Source organism: Mastigocoleus testarum BC008, from assembly GCF_001456025.1.
In the GTDB taxonomy this organism is placed as follows: domain Bacteria; phylum Cyanobacteriota; class Cyanobacteriia; order Cyanobacteriales; family Nostocaceae; genus Mastigocoleus; species Mastigocoleus testarum.
Genome location: NZ_LMTZ01000066.1, coordinates 125878 through 141820, shown reverse-complemented (window position 1 = coordinate 141820; position 15943 = coordinate 125878). Strand labels below are relative to the sequence as shown.

Here is a 15943-nt window from a genome sequence, read left to right as displayed (position 1 = left end):
CGGTGATAGACGAATATTAGTGATTAAGAGTTATTTCTATGAAATCCTTTTCCTGTTTACTTTTGTAAGTTTTTGTCCTGTACTGAGATTTTAGATATTGACTTCAGTTGCAGCAAAAAAATTATATATGTCAACTAAAAAGCCGTGGGTTAGCTTACTTCAAAGTTATACTAAACATTAAAACTTGTAATTATATGAGCGATCGTCGTGCAGACTTTTGACTATACAACTCTCAAAGCTGTTTGCAGCGATATTCGCGATCGCTGGCTTCCATCACGTTTAGAACAGGTTCACCAACGTGATAAATATACTATTGCAATTGCGTTGCGTACTCTCAAAGGGCGAAGTTGGCTAGATATTTCTCGCCATCCTCAAGCTGCGAGAATTTGTATTGGCGAACCACCACCACGAAAACCAGACACTTTTACTTTTAGTCAACAATTGGTACATCAACTAGGTGGTTTGGCATTAATAGAAATAGAAACTATTGCTCCTTGGGAGCGGGCGATTGATTTAAGATTTGCTCGTCGTCCCGATGAGAGTCCACTGTATCACCTATATGTGGAAATTATGGGTAAGTACAGTAACATGGTTCTTACCGATGCAAACAATCAAATTATTACTGTTGCCCATCAAATCAGTCAACAAAAATCTAGCGTCCGTTCCGTACTCACAGGACAATTATATGAAGCTCCACCTGCTTTAACTAACAGTATTCCCAGTTTAAGTGAGCCTTTTGAGCGTTGGTGGGAACGAGTAAGTTTAGTACCAGGAAGTATTAAACGTCAATTACTTAAGACTTATCGCGGGATATCGCCATCACTACTTGAGTCAATGTTGCAAGTATCGGAGATTAATCCTCAAACTCATACTGATAAGTTAACATCCCAGGAATGGCAAAAGCTTTTTCAAACTTGGCGAGTTTGGTTGCAATCTTTGGAGCAAGAAAGCTTTAATCCGGCTTTGACAAAAACTGGATATACAGTTCTTGGTTGGGGTGGAGTTGAACCCGTTCAAGATATCCAAGTATTGATCGACAAATACTATACGGAAAAACTCAATCAACAAGCTTTTTCCCAACTGCAACATCAATTAAATCAGAAAATCAACAATTTTTTGACCAAACTGCGTGTGAAGGCGCAAAACTTTGAGGAACGTTTGCAGCAATCCGATCGAGCAGATGAATATCGTCAAAAAGCTGATTTATTAATGGCTCATCTGCATGAGTGGAAACCGGGAATTCAAAAGATGGTTCTACCTAACTTTGAAAACGGGGAACCAGTGAAGATAAAGCTTGAACCCGATAAAAATGCTGTTCAAAATGCCCAAGGTCTTTATAAAAAACACCAAAAACTTAAACGTGCTCGCTTTGCAGTTGAACCTTTACTTTTAGAAGTCAAGGATGAAATTAATTATTTAGAGCAAGTTGAAGCATCTATTTCTCAAATAAATAATTACCAAAGTACGGAAGATTTACAAGCTTTGGAAGAGATTCGTGAAGAGTTAGTGGGACAAAAATATTTAGAAGATACAGAATATCGTCGTCGCAGTTCTACTCAAACAGCTAGTACCAATTTTCATCAATACCACACTCCAGGCGGTTTTGAAGTTTTAATTGGTCGTAACAACCGCCAAAACGATCAACTTTCATTCAAGATAGCAGGTGATTACGATCTGTGGTTCCACGCTCAGGAAATTCCTGGAAGTCATGTACTACTTAGATTGGAGGCTGGAACTACACCAAAGTCAGAAGATTTACAATTTGTTGCAAATCTCGCAGCTTATCACAGTCGCAGTCGTCAAAGTAAACAAGTTCCAGTGGTTTACACCCAGCCAAAATATGTTTATAAGCCTAAAGGTGCGAAACCGGGAATTGCGATTTATAAACAAGAGCAGGTTATTTGGGGTAAACCGTATTTAGTTGAGGGAGATTAGGGTGAGCCCGCGCCTTACGGCGTTAGCATAGCGTGGCGTTAGCCATATGGGTATTAGGGATTGGGGATAGCACTGCGTGCCGCCGCAAGCGGCATATGGGGATTGGGGATTGGGGTGAGTCCGCGCCTTACAGCGAGTGGAGATTGATACCAAATCCGATTTTTAAAACCCCTTTATATTTTTTGGGATTTCCCCCCACACTTCCCACACCTCCCACACTTCCCTCTCTCATTCTGAAAAGGGGTAATTAATCCGGATTTAGTATGAGATACCAATTACCAGCGCTCGCAATTGCTGCAACTAAATTCTGCTCGGCGCAAACTCACCCAATCACCAGTCGCCAGTACCCAATTGCCAATCTAAAACCCCCTATCCTAAGTAAATTCTTCTTAAAGATAGAGGTTGATTTAGTTTCTCTTATCTTTTTTTGATAAATTTTCACTAAAAATCTGTGTTGCCTGTTACAATATTGTTAAGAAACATTACCCGATGCGTTTTGGGAACGCGCCGGATAAGGTTTAACTCTTTTGAGAAGACAACGTTAAGAAAAGGTTATTTTACGGACCAGCTGTGGTAGGCTGGTCTTTCTTTATTCCTCTGAGGACAAAGTATTTATTTCTTGACTTGAGACTGAAAATTACTTTCTCTTCTCCAATCAAGAGTCAAGGAAGTAAAATTCTAGATCTTGATAAATTAATGTCAGAAATAAAATGCCAAAAATAATTTCAGATTGTGTAATTTCAGATTTTGTAATTTCAGATTTTGAGTTGCTGATTAGAAAGTAAAGGTTGTTCTGAAAGTTCCAATTACAATATCGTCGTTGTTGCTGTTGTGGTCAGGGGCTGTGAGCCAGATGACTCCTGGTGTTACACTAATGTTGTCATTAACTTTGTACTGATAGAATGCCTCAATGTGATAAGAGGTATCGCGATCCTCATTTAAACCATCAATACTTGAATCGGTAACTTTTGGTTCCATACCGAATATTATACCACCTAAGTTGCCTTTTTTGCCTAAATCTGGTAAGCCAAGGGTTACAGCCCAATTCCAGACATCCGCTTGACCGCGATCGGGGAAGGCTGCAGATGTTGAAAGATTGCGTACATTTGAATAACCAGCCCAACCGCCTAATACTAGGTTTTTACTCAGACCTAAAGAAGCTTGAACGCCATAAGAATTACTCGAGTATGGAGTATCTGCAAGATTAGTTGCATTGTCTATAGGTGATGTAACGTTTAAAGTCGCTGCATTACTTCCTGCACCTCCAAATTGGTTGTAGGAATTAATGTAGGTTAAACCAACTTTGAAGCGGTCGCTAGGCTCTAGGGTAAGTTGCGCCAATGCTCCATAAGACCCTTGAAATAAACCATTATCAGTACTTGGATCGCTAGCAGAACCCGCTAAGTAAGCCAAACTTAAAGATAAGCCCTTACCAAATTCCTGAGTAACGCCAACACCAGAACCATCCATTGCTCCATAAATTGGGTTACGAGTACCGAAGGTAGATAAAGCACCTTCTGTACCGTCACCGTCAAATAGGTTAACTGTATCGACTACATCATCTGCTGCACCAGCATTGGCGATGGCAATAACGTTAGTTTTTTTAGTCAGCGGAAAACTGTACCATAAAGCATCTAAAGCTGCATCATTGTCTCCTGTATCGCCAGCAAAGGCTAACCCACCTTCTGGAGTACCCAGATCGGGGGCAACAATATTATTAGTTTGGATTCGAGTGTAAAGGGTATCTTTACCAGTGAAACTGCTAACGAAGTTAATTCGCGCTCTAGCTCCTAGGGCTGTATTATCATCATTTGTGTTTCCTTCAAACACATCAGTTATACCCACAACCAATTCTCCTTCGAGTTTGGATGTAGTTGAAAACTGATTTGCTTCTAGTTCTGCTGTACGTGCTTCAACCGCATCTACACGACCGCGTAATGTTGCTAACTCTGCTGAAAATTCTTCTTGTAATCTTTCCAGAGCAACAATATCTTCCTTACTAACTGCATCAGCAGTAGCAGTTGCAATTAATTCATTTACTCGGTCGAGACAAGCATTTAATCCTGCGGCAAATTCGTATCTTGTCAATGCTCTATTTCCGCGATAAGTGCTGTTGGGATATCCTGCGATACAGCCATAACGTTCTACCAAGGATTGTAGTGATTGAAATGCCCAATCCGTTGGTTGTACGTCTGATAGTTGAGATACGGAGGTAACTTGTGCCATGAGTCGATCTTGTTTGGCACTTTCAATGTGAACTTCTGGATTGACGATCACAGAATTTGACTCTGTTTGAGATTCTGTTGCAGCAGATATTTCATTTGCTGATGCTATAGTCCCAAAATTCGCGATCGCTGCAAAAATTGCTGAACTAGTAAGCAAAGATTGCCAAACTTTTTTCATATTTTTATTCCTCACACTGAATATTAGCTGTATGACAAAATACTCTCTACAGCCATGATTTTATTGAGAAATATTATTAATCCAATCAGTGTAAAAAGCAATGTTTTTAACGACAATCTTATAAAAATAGTAGTTATTTGTTAATCTAAGCTGTAAATTTATTTACGCGTATTTAAAGTAATATTTCTATTGAATAATGCTTAAATTAATTATGCAAATGTATTTTTGCTTGAAATTTGAGCAATACTTATTTTTGTATGATAAAACAGTTACAGAACAAAAACAAAATATTTAAAGTAACAAGCTACTTTTATTAAGCTTAACTGTATTGATATTAGCTTGCATTAATTTGGTTAGATATAATTTTTTTATTACATATATTTTGGGTTGGATAAAGTAATTTATTTGATGTAATGAATTGTGCTCCAAAATAATTCTCGTCTCAAAATCTTGAATCTAAAAAAAAATTTCGCTAAAGCTTGCAAAATTCTGTGACCTTTGCTATTGTTAATAATCGTAAATTCAAATACGTCCGCCGGGATAGCTCAGTTGGTAGAGCAGAGGACTGAAAATCCTCGTGTCACGAGTTCAAGTCTCGTTCCTGGCATACATAAATCCTTGAAACTGGTTTTAGTTTCAAGGATTTTTATTACAGTAATAATATCGAAACAAAAATATAGCCTTCGTTGCGTAGAATTGCGAAATCACACCTCAAGCCTGACACCCTAATAGTCGCTGACTTGTTCTTGCAAAAACTTATCGAAGATGAATCGATCAGGGAGAGAAGGTTGTGCTCCCGGCTTGGTAGTAGCTAAAGCACCTGCTGCAGCGCCCCAAACCACTGCTTTTTTTAAAGATTTTCCCTCGGCTAATGCTGTGGCAAAACCAGCATTGAAAGCATCACCAGCAGCAGTTGTATCAACAGCTGAAACGGGAAATGCAGGAAGAAAAAATCTTTGGTCGGGGGTCGCACAATAAACTCCTCGCTCGCCAAGTTTTATCAGTAGGCATTTCAAATTAACATTGTTGAACTTATTGGTACCCCTGGTCATCTTTTGTAATAACAGATCTGCTGCTCTGTGGGCTGACTCTTCCCCATCAACAGTAAAACCTACTAACTGTCCGGCTTCTACTTCATTCGGAGTCATAATATTCACCAGGGATAAGAGTTCTTCAGGAATATCAGATCGTGCTGGTGCTGGGTCAAGAATGACAGTTACACCCCTGTCTCGAGCTGCTTTTGCTGCTGCTAAAACTGCAGGAATAGGAATTTCCAATTGCAGTAAAAGCGCTTGTGCTGTTGGTAATAAACGGGATAATCGTTCGACATCATCCAGATCTACCCTTCCATTTGCACCTGGTATGACAATGATTTGATTTTCACCCGCATCGTCAACAGTAATAATTGCAACGCCAGAATTAACGGTTTCATCGACAAAGACATTTTCAGTTTCCACACCAGCAGCTTGTAAATTCGCAATCAGCTCGTTACCAAAACTTTGAGCGCCAACACGTCCCACCATGTGGGTTGGAATTCCCAAACGCGCGATCGCAACAGCCTGATTTGCTCCTTTACCTCCGGATACACTAAAAAAATCTCGTCCTAGCAACGTTTCTCCTGCTAGTGGTAACCGAGGTGCTGTCGCCACTAAGTCTTTATTTATGCTGCCAAAGACGATAATGCTCATAAACTTATTAAAAATAGCGAACCAGCGAAATAATATGCCATCAGATAAGTCCGATGCAAAGCGATAGTAAAGATTTACTTGTTTTTAAACACATCTACTTTCGATTGCTCAAAATTTCACAAGCTCCTGTTGTTTTGAAAACAGGTATAGAGTGTATTGCAAAGTTTTAAGGTAAATATTCACAAATAAATTTTATAGTCGATGTTATCTTTGACTACAAAATTTACAACTATATATCGCATATGGTGAGGTCTATGAAGAAGAGTTTATTTGCTGGTGGAATAATTTGCTTGCTACTAGGGACTGGAATCAAGTATGTACAAACCCCCGCACACGCACAACCAAGAGCAGAACAAAAATCACCAAACGTATCTACAGATACAGAAAATTCTGAACAACCCCAACTAAAAAGTCCCCAAGCATCTAAAGTTAAATTACTCAATCGTGGTGCAGAACCCAGACAAAAATTGCGCTTTCAACCTGTCGCTGGTAGCAAACAGCAGTCAGTGATGATGACAAAAACCAATATGAAAATGTCACTTGATGGAAAGCCAGTACCAGCTTTTAATATTCCTGCTACTGAAGTAACCGTTAATACTGTTGTTAATAAGGTGGAACCGAATGGAGATATTAGCTACGATTTCTCCTATTCAGACATAGATGTCATTAAAGACCCCAATGTCCAACCACAAATACTTGAAGCAATGCGAAAACAGTTTGCACAACTTAAGGGAATGAAGGGTTCTGGAGTGATGGATAATCGTGGTAATCCCAAAAAATTTAACTTGGTTGCATCTGATATTAAAGATCCAATGCTCAAACAGATGATGCAACAAGTCAGTAATTCCCTCAGTAAAGTATCTTCTCCTGTTCCTCAAGAAGCTGTGGGTAAAGGAGCTGAATGGGTCGTAACCAATAAGGTTGGTTTTAGCGGTATAAATATCATCCAAACACAAACATACAAACTATTGGATATTAAAGATGGTGTTGCAACTCTCCAGGCTAAAGTTGACCAACAAGCCCAAGCAATGCAAAAAGTGACTTTACCAGGACTACCACCCAGCGCCGCACTAACTCTTCAATCTTATAAAGGTAATGGAGAGGGAAAATACCAAATAATGCTCGATAAATTAATGCCGATTACTTCTAATATCTCTGTTGCTTCTAATGTGAATTGGAAAGGTAAATTTACCTCTAAACAAGAAGATACAAATATGAATCAAGAAGTTTTGGTAAATGTAAATATGAAGTCAAAATAAAAATTCTTCTTCTTTACATACCTAGAAAATATCACCAATAAGAGATAAGAACAGCCAAGAATGCAAATAATTCTTGGCTAAATTTCTATTTGTTTGTTTTTCCATTGAACTGAATAGTTGTAATTTTACTGGTATTAATACAAATCTCAAATAGGTAGATTTTATCTACTATAATTGATATTATTTTTATCTTGAAATTAACTCTTCAAGAGTAGAGAATAATTAATTTTATTATGTAGTAATTATGGCATTTATATCATCGTCATGAATTGTATTTTATTAACCTTGCTGTAATACTAAATACTATGAATAATATTTCTTCAGGCATACTATATAATAGAAATTTATTATATGTTACAAGTATCTATAGTTATGTGTAAAATTAGTGTATTTTGTCTTTGCAAAAGATATTTATTTTGGTTTATATAATCTCTAATTATACTCTAAAAAATGGGTTTTTATTTTACCTAAAACCAATACAAAATAAAAGTATCTTTCCAAAACACGTTTAGTAGAAATCACACTTTTGTATACTAAACTTTTGTATACTAAGCTGAATAAGAATATATCATTCAACTTTAATTCAACTTTAAAACTAGAAGGTAATTATTAACCATGCCTTTTCGGATTTTGAGCTTAGATGGCGGTGGTATTAGAGGGGTCGTAACAGCACAAATACTCTCATTAATTGAAAGGCAAATTGAGCAACCATTAAATGAGTATTTTGATTTAATTGCAGGAACTTCTACAGGTTCTATTTTAGCTGCAGCTATAGCTACAGGGATTAGAAGCGAAAAAATAGTAGAATTCTACAAAGAGAACAGTTCACTAATATTTCCTTACCAGAGTCGCTTTTCACTTAAAAGAATAAAATTAATTTTTAAGCATGGAGTATCAGCACCCAAGTACTCAGATCGAGGTTTAACTCAAGTATTAAAAAGTGTTTTTGGCGATAAAACTATTTTTGATATCCCTTCACCATTATTATTAATAGTTGCTTACGATACGATTGAAAGAAAGCCAATTGTTTTTAAAAGTTGGCGTCAAGATAAAGGTTATGGGAATATTCCCTTATGGGAGACTTGTGTTTCTTCTGCCTCTGCACCAACATATTTTCCCGCACATAAATTAGAAAAAATAATAAATGGTCAAGTTTACAAAGCATCGATAGATAACATCTATTTAGATGAAGATGCTTCATGTACAAATAATATATATAACAATACATTACTGAAAATTATTAGTGGTCCTGGAAGTGGTCAAACTCGTAAAATCAAGAAATATATAGGGCGTCCCAGAAAAGCTATTTTAGATAAAGCCTGGAAGCAAATACCCACTCAAAATTCTATATATTCAATTAAAACGATTTATTCAGCAATTGATGGTGGTGTAACAGCAAACAATCCATCTGCATGTGCTGTAGCAGAAGCTTTGAGATTGGGTCATTCCTTAGAAAACATTACTGTACTTTCTTTAGGTACTGGGGATAGAACGCGAATCATCCCTTTTGAAAAAGCTCATCATTGGGGTTTAATACAATGGGCACAACCATTAATAGGTGTAGCATTAGATGGATCGGCAGATGTATGCGAATATATAACCGATCAAATGGTTCGCTCCAGACTATTACGTTTACAATTTAAATTAGATCGAGAGTTAACTGGTAAACGATTGAGTGATGATATTGATGATGTTAGTAAAGAAAATATAAATAATTTGATCGAAGCTGCAGAAGTATACCTCCGACAACCAAATGTAGAGAAGTCGTTAAAAGAATTCTTAGAAAAAAATAAATAGCTAATTATATATCAATGATCGATTAGTAATTACTAATTCCCAATTCCTAATCAAAAATCACCTTAAAATATCACCAGACTCCACATCAAACCAATGAATATTTTGGGGAGGTAATACTAGTTTTATTTCCTTACTATCCCAACTTTGATCTGTTGGTAATAACGCACGAATTGTTAATGCTGGAGAATGAGAACTTTTTACATGGATGCTTACTAAGTTGTGCATTCCCAAGTTTTCCACTAGAAAAACCTTTCCTTGAATTATCTGTTTGTCATCATCGGAAGTTACTAAACGAACATTTTCTGGACGAATACCCAGAACAATTTCTGATGGTACGGTAGGGATATCTGGTAATTGAATCTGAAAATCACCCAGCATTGCACTGCGACCTTTACAGGGTAGATTTAGTAAATTCATTTGCGGACTACCGACAAAACCAGCAACAAATAAATTAGCTGGATGATTGTAAATTCGTTCAGGTGGATCCAATTGTTGGATATAACCATTATTCAGAATTGCGACCTTAGAAGACAAAGTCATTGCTTCTGTTTGGTCGTGGGTTACATAAACCACTGGTGCTTTTTCCCTTGCAAATATTTGTTTGAGATCTGCACGAACTCTTTCTCTAAGTAGTGCATCTAAGTTACTCAATGGTTCATCCAGCAAATATACTTCAGCACGCCGTACTAATGCTCGACCAACTGCGACTCGTTGTCTTTGTCCTCCTGATAATTGACCTGGTTTGCGATGTAGTAATTCTTTTAAACCAAGAAGTTCCACAACATTTGCTACGCGTTGTTGAATTTCAGCCCGAGGAACTTTTTTTAGCTTCAGTCCAGATGATAGATTTTCATGTACCGTCATATGAGGATAAAGAGCATAACTTTGAAAAACCATCGCCATGTTGCGATCGCCAGGTCTTTTAAAAGTAATATCTTCACCTCCCAGAATGACTTTACCGCGAGTTGGTTCTTCTAAACCCGCAATCATTCGTAGAGTGGTAGATTTTCCACAACCACTTGGACCCAATAAAGTAAGGAATTCATTATCATCAACCATCAAACTAACGTCTTTTACTGGGATAATTTTTGATGTGTAAGTCTTATTTAAGTTTCTCAATTCAAGTTTAGACATTTTGAAATTGGTAATCGTTAATGGGTAACAGGTAATTGGTAATTGGTAATTGGTAATTGGTAACAGGTAATTGATAATTGGTAATTGGTAATTGGTAATTGGTAACAGGTAATTGATAATTGGTAATTGGTAATTGGTAATTGGTAATTGGTAACTGTAGCCCGTAAGGGCGTGGCGTTAGCCATAAACTGATAAATTAACCCTTAACAGCTCCAGCGGTAAGACCTTGAACAATTTTTCGTTGGAAAAATAATACCAATACAACTAAAGGAAAAGTTCCCACAACTGTTGCTGCGGCGATAGAACCATAAGGTATTTCATAACTGGATGCACCACCCAATTGTGCTGCAGCGATGGGAATAGTTTTCATGCTTTCCCGAGTAATAAATGTTAGAGCAAAAATAAACTCATTCCAAGCAAAAATAAATGTCAAAATTCCTGTTGTTACTAACGCTGGAACAGTCATTGGTAGCAAAATATAAACTAACATTTGCACCGTGTTGTAACCATCAATTCGTGCTGAATCTTCTAAGTCTTTAGGAAGTTGTTCAAAAAAGCTACGTAAAACTAAAATTGTGAGTGGCAAATTAATTGCTGTATAGGGAATAATTAATGCCAAATAATTATTACCCAAATGTAGCCATTGAATGATTTCTAATAAGCCTAAGAATAATAAAATGCCAGGGAACAAAGTTACAATTAAAATAGCAGCCAAAATAACTTTGCCACCCCATGGACGTAAACGAGCTAATGCATAAGCCGCAGGTGCTCCTACAGCTAATGCAAAGGCTGTTGAAACAAAAGAAATAAGGGCACTATTTAGTATATAAAGCCAAAAAGGACGCCTACTAAATAAATCAATATAATGTTTCCAAGTTAAACTCAGAGTAAAATAAGCCGTAGGAACTTCTTCTATAGCTTCTTTAGTTTTAAATGAAGTCAATAATTGCCACATTACAGGAGCAAGGCAAAAAATAGTAATTAGAACCACGGCAAGCCATAATAATATTTTTCTGCCTACATTTTTTGTAGTATTATTTTCTTCAGAATTAATTTTATATTTAGGAGAAACTGAAGTCATTTGTTTGGGATAATTGAAAATTTACTAACTGATAATTGGTAATTGGTAATTGTTAATTGGTAACTGTAGCCCGTAAGGGCGTGGCGTTAGCCATAAGTATGTTAGTAAGAAAAATCATAACTTGTTTGTAGTAGTGCTTTAGCGCTAAAGCGCTACTACGAGCCAAATACAGATATTTTATATTTATTCACATAGTTTACTTTTTTCTCGCCTACTTACTTAAACTATTAGCAAAGCGTGCGCGGTCTAGCGTAAGCGTACTGTAAGTATTGCGCATTAACTGATAATTAAAATTGCGAACTTCGAGAACGTAAATTTTTAAGCAGTAAGCTTGCTAGTACAACTGCAAAAATCAATAATAAAAATGTTACGACTACTAGCGCTGCACCATAACCAAAGTCCAAATAGCGCATAACGGTAGAGTAAATATACATCGACACAACCTCTGTTGCTCCACCAGGACCACCCTCAGTCATAACTTTAATTAAGTCAAAAATTCCAAAAGCTTGAGCAAAACGAAACAACATTGCAATCAAGATTTGTGGCATCAATAATGGTAAAGTTATTTGGCGGAAACTTTGCCAAGAAGATGCTCCATCTATAGAATGAGCTTCGTATAAATCTGGTGAAATCGATTGTAAACCAGCTAAAAGTAAAATACTAATAAATGGGGTGGTTTTCCAAACATCTGCAAATATTACTGCTACCATTGCTAATGTTGGTTCTCCCAACCAATTAATACCAGTATCTATAAAACCTAAGCGTAATAAAATATCATTAGCAACGCCAAATTGATCGTTAAATATCCACGCCCAAGCTAAACCAATTAATGCTGTTGGTAAAGCCCAGGGTAAAATTGCGACGGTGCGCATCACACCTCTTCCAACAAACTTTTGATTTAGGACTAAGGCGATACCTAATCCCAAGAGTAATTCAATAATTACTGATGCTGTGGTGAAAATGGTAGTTGTCCACAAACTATTCCAAAAACGACCATCTCCTACCATTCGTATGTAATTATCAAAGCCTGCAAAGATTGGCTGTAGTTCGGTACCCAAATTTTTTGTAAATAAACTTAACCAAAAAGCACGAATTATTGGATAACCAAATACGAGCAAAAGTAAGATTAAAGCAGGTAGTAAAAATATTAAGGCAGTTCGCTGTTCTCGACTTCGGATGGTTTGCATTTTTCTTATTTATTACCGAACTTAGGTAATTTATATGCGAGCTTTAGTTGTTTAGACTTAGTTTGCGATCGTTAGTGTGTAATTTTTAGATTAGAGTTGCAATTGTTAGTTAGTGGTTAATAGTAATGCTCCATATTTTTGTGTGCTTAAACTCTGTTGTATGTTTAAATTTTTCTCTTGAGGTTGTGTGACAGGTATTTCTTCCTGGAATAAATCGATGCTTTTTATATCTTGAATTTGTGCGTCATCTTGTGTGAATGATTTTTCTTCCAGTAGTGTGGGTATGACTTCCTCTAATGGAGATAAATCTGTATTTTCTAATACTGGCCTTTCTAATACCGGTTTTTCTAATATTGGTCTTTCTGATATTAATCTTTGAGGTAAGTTTGCGGATTTCTCTTCACTTATTTCTTGTACATTTAATTCGCCATCTGCAATTGATATTCTTTGATTAACTTTTTCACCTAATAATTGCCGAGTTTCATTTGCTGCGGCATTCATAGCTGCTTCTGGTGACATTCTATTAGTTAATGCAGCACTCAAATAGCGTTGTAAAATATCTGATGCTTGGGCATATTGAGGAATTGGGGGACGTAAAACAGCTTGTTCTACAACCTTTAAAAGTGTTGGGTAGTGGGGATATTTTTTAACAATTTCTGGGTCTGTAAATAAAGAACGCCTACTTGGTACAAAACCAGCTTCTAAAATAAACTTACGTTGCGCTGCTTCAGAAGTGAAATACTTAATTGCTTTCCAAGCTTCTTCAGGATGTTTGGAAGATTTAGAAATTCCTAGTGCCCATCCTCCCAAACAAGCTCCACCCGTATTATTAGGAGTTGCAAGCATTGGTTTGATTGCTATTTTACCTTTAAGTGGAGAATCATCTGTATTCGCAAGGGGCCAAACATAAGGCCAATTCCGTAAAAAAACCGCCTGTCCACTTTGAAATAATCTTCTAGTTTCTTCTTCTTGATATGTGGTTACACCACTTGGAGAAACTTTATCTGCGATCGTTTGCTTGAGAAACTTAATTGCTTCAATAGTTGCTGGTCGGTCTAATCCCACTTCCAAATTTTCTGGATTAACCCAAAATCCTCCATGACCTTGTAGAACTTCTGCAAACATTGCAACTAGTCCTTCATATTGTTTGCCTTGCCAAATGTAACCCCATTTCGCCTTATTTCCCTTTTGTAATGTTTGGGAAATTTTCATTAGATCTGAAAAAGTTTGTGGTGCTGCAAACCCTGCTTTTTCAAGTAAATCTTTGCGATAATAAAGCATTCCTACATCGGAACGCATGGGAATTCCATATAATTTTTCTTGGTAACGCCTTCCCTCTACATCTTTTTCAGAGAAAGCTGTTAATTCATCTGAAGAAATTTTATCTGTTAAATCTAATAACCATCCAGCTGCTGCAAATTTTGGAGTCCAAACTACATCCATATTCACCAAATCATAAGGCGAATCACCTAAAATAAAAGCAGAAGTGTAAAGATCCTCTAATAGATTAGTTGAATTTGGACCTTCAACTATATTGATACGAATACCTGGATTTTTTGCTTCAAAGTCTTTGATTATTCCTGTTTTCCAAGGTTGAGCATCCGGGGCTGTCATCAGCATATTTAAGGTAACTGGCTGCTCTGTCAATGCATGTGGCATCGAAGTAAATAGAAGAACTAATATAACGGCAAATATTACCGTTGGCAATTTTAGTTTATGTGGTATTTTCGACAGTATTTTAGGCAATTGGAAGTGAAACATTATCTCCGAAATATCTAGTTCGATTTACGAAGCAATTATGATATTTTTAAATATACAGTATCAGTATTTAGGTAACTTGCTATTTACTCTTGAGTCGGTTAGTTGTTAATATTGAATGCTTAATTAAACTTATAGATAATATATACCAAATAGTTATTCATATGACATTTGAGTATAGATAAGTTTAACTATCAATCTCAATTAATATTAGTTATTTACATTAATAGAATTTTTATAAATTTAGTTATCTTTTCGTGAAGCTATCGCTACAAGTAAAATATCCAAATTATTTTCTATTTCAAGCCTAAAATTTAAAATTGAAAATATCACTATTGAATCATAACAAGATACCTAAAATATATAGGGATACAGCAATGCTGTAACCCCCGTTTTTTATTTGATTTTTTTTACTAGGCTTTTATTTTAATTATTCATCAATACGTTTAGTGTTACCACCTTTTACCCAAGCTTCCTCATCTGTATCTACTACTCGAACTTTTTGCCAAGCTTTATCTCGGCTGGATTGTAAAACAATAACTTTTTTGTTGAAACCCACCCCACCAACAGATTCGGCATCTGTGTTGGGTTCAGAACGCAAAATTAAACCTTGTGGCCATGTTACCCGAGCGTTGTAAGCCCCTGGTGGCAAAGGTTGTGAAGATTTTTCTTCTTCTGCTGACTGTTTATCTTTTTGTGATGGTGTATTTTGGGATTTTGTATTTTTTTTCTCCTTCGCTTTAGAAGTAGTGGTAAATGCTGATTCTCCTGGTTTTACCCCTGCAGTTATGGCTGGAGGTCGATCATTATCGAACGTTGGTTTGTTGGGGGTTACGGCATTTCGGTTAATAAAGTAAAGCGCAGCAACCACACTACCACCAGCTAAAATAGCAATGGCTAAAGCAAAACCAAACAGAAACTTTAGTATGTTGACAAAAATCATATCTTCAACACCATCAAGTTATTAATGAGTTAAAGGCTTAGCCATTAACTGCTGTGTTATCCACTTTAATTTCTCACCTATTATTGCATTTGCACTCGAATCCGTCCCCCCAATAAAAGTACATAAAATCAATTTTCAGTATATGTCCTGGGATAAGGGTTTAAGATTTCAGCCTAGGAAGTAGAAATTGGGAATTATAAATTTAGAAGAGTTATTTTCTGTATCTGTTCCACATTCAACCAAACGGTAAAGGTAACACCCTACATTTTTGCAGCATGCTACGTATATAAGCATCTATTTTTTTGGTTGAAATTTCAGAATTTTCTCTCGATATATAGAAATTAGAACATACTCACAAAGACCTTGCGGGAGTTAGGAAGCCCAGTCCATTTATAACTGGGAGGAAAAACGACGGGGTAATTTATTGCCCCTGAAAAGCTTTTAAAACGAGTAAGAATAAACATCTTTCTTGTGAACTGAAATACAAAATTTATAGTTAATCCCGGCGACTCTTCCTGTTTTAGTCGCAATATCAAAACTTCCACTTTTACGGCACAATACTCGACCGAAGTAAGTTCCTACTTTCTTCCCTTTTGTGACAACAGCTTTGACAATATACCTGCCATGTACCTTTGCTGACAACACCGTCTGGATATAGTTCTTTTGCTTGCTGAAAGCGTCTTACAGCTTTTAATCCCCTAGATTTTGAAGGATTAACTAATAATTAGCCCTCCTGTAAATTGGAGGGTTAATTATTA

The 15943-nt window shown here is 36.5% G+C and carries 11 protein-coding genes, 1 tRNA gene and 1 pseudogene; 4 read left to right on the top strand and 9 right to left on the bottom strand.

Annotation, left to right across the window (positions count from 1 at the left end):
* Positions 1–207: 207 nt before the first annotated feature.
* Positions 208–1935 carry an Rqc2 family fibronectin-binding protein gene (locus BC008_RS11345; RefSeq protein WP_027843065.1) on the top strand — a complete coding sequence of 576 codons (1728 nt, stop codon included), beginning with the start codon at positions 208–210 and terminating at the stop codon, positions 1933–1935.
* 774 nt (positions 1936–2709) lie between these two features.
* On the opposite strand, the gene BC008_RS11340 is transcribed toward BC008_RS11345, so the two are convergent.
* Positions 2710–4338 carry an iron uptake porin gene (locus tag BC008_RS11340; protein WP_027845835.1) on the bottom strand — a complete coding sequence of 543 codons (1629 nt, stop codon included), beginning with the start codon at positions 4336–4338 and terminating at the stop codon, positions 2710–2712.
* 534 nt (positions 4339–4872) lie between these two features.
* Between BC008_RS11340 and BC008_RS11335 the strand changes: the two genes are divergently transcribed.
* A tRNA-Phe gene (locus BC008_RS11335) sits at positions 4873–4945 on the top strand.
* Between the two features lie 118 nt (positions 4946–5063).
* Here the strand turns inward: BC008_RS11335 and rbsK are convergent.
* Entirely contained in the window at positions 5064–6026 is a 963-nt protein-coding gene (rbsK, locus tag BC008_RS11330; protein ID WP_027845834.1) for a ribokinase, read from the bottom strand.
* Between the two features lie 254 nt (positions 6027–6280).
* Between rbsK and BC008_RS11325 the strand changes: the two genes are divergently transcribed.
* Complete coding sequence (locus tag BC008_RS11325; protein WP_027845833.1) at positions 6281–7285, top strand: hypothetical protein; 1005 nt, start codon at positions 6281–6283, stop codon at positions 7283–7285.
* Between the two features lie 615 nt (positions 7286–7900).
* Entirely contained in the window at positions 7901–9082 is a 1182-nt protein-coding gene (locus BC008_RS11320) for a patatin-like phospholipase family protein (protein WP_027845832.1), read from the top strand.
* A 57-nt stretch (positions 9083–9139) separates the two neighbouring features.
* Here BC008_RS11320 and BC008_RS11315 read toward each other — a convergent pair whose 3' ends face one another.
* The 7 genes and pseudogenes from BC008_RS11315 to BC008_RS46330 form a co-directional block, all read right to left on the bottom strand.
* On the bottom strand, positions 9140–10216 hold the full coding sequence (locus tag BC008_RS11315; protein WP_027845831.1) for an ABC transporter ATP-binding protein: 1077 nt from the start codon (positions 10214–10216) through the stop codon (positions 9140–9142).
* Positions 10209–10343, bottom strand: coding sequence for an alpha/beta hydrolase (locus tag BC008_RS48225; RefSeq protein WP_407657050.1), 135 nt, complete (start codon positions 10341–10343; stop codon positions 10209–10211). The genes BC008_RS11315 and BC008_RS48225 overlap by 8 nt, the downstream gene beginning before the upstream one ends.
* A gap of 69 nt (positions 10344–10412) precedes the next feature.
* A complete protein-coding gene (locus tag BC008_RS11305) occupies positions 10413–11297 on the bottom strand; it encodes a carbohydrate ABC transporter permease (protein WP_027847096.1) in 885 nt (294 codons plus the stop codon).
* Between the two features lie 287 nt (positions 11298–11584).
* Positions 11585–12484 carry a carbohydrate ABC transporter permease gene (locus tag BC008_RS11300; protein WP_036265410.1) on the bottom strand — a complete coding sequence of 300 codons (900 nt, stop codon included), beginning with the start codon at positions 12482–12484 and terminating at the stop codon, positions 11585–11587.
* Positions 12485–12943: 459 nt separating this feature from the next.
* Positions 12944–14245, bottom strand: a pseudogene (locus BC008_RS11295) (ABC transporter substrate-binding protein); the annotation flags it as partial.
* 427 nt (positions 14246–14672) lie between these two features.
* Positions 14673–15185 carry an SH3 domain-containing protein gene (locus tag BC008_RS11290; RefSeq protein ID WP_036265408.1) on the bottom strand — a complete coding sequence of 171 codons (513 nt, stop codon included), beginning with the start codon at positions 15183–15185 and terminating at the stop codon, positions 14673–14675.
* 441 nt (positions 15186–15626) lie between these two features.
* Complete coding sequence (locus BC008_RS46330; RefSeq protein WP_072207715.1) at positions 15627–15830, bottom strand: hypothetical protein; 204 nt, start codon at positions 15828–15830, stop codon at positions 15627–15629.
* Positions 15831–15943: the final 113 nt, after the last annotated feature.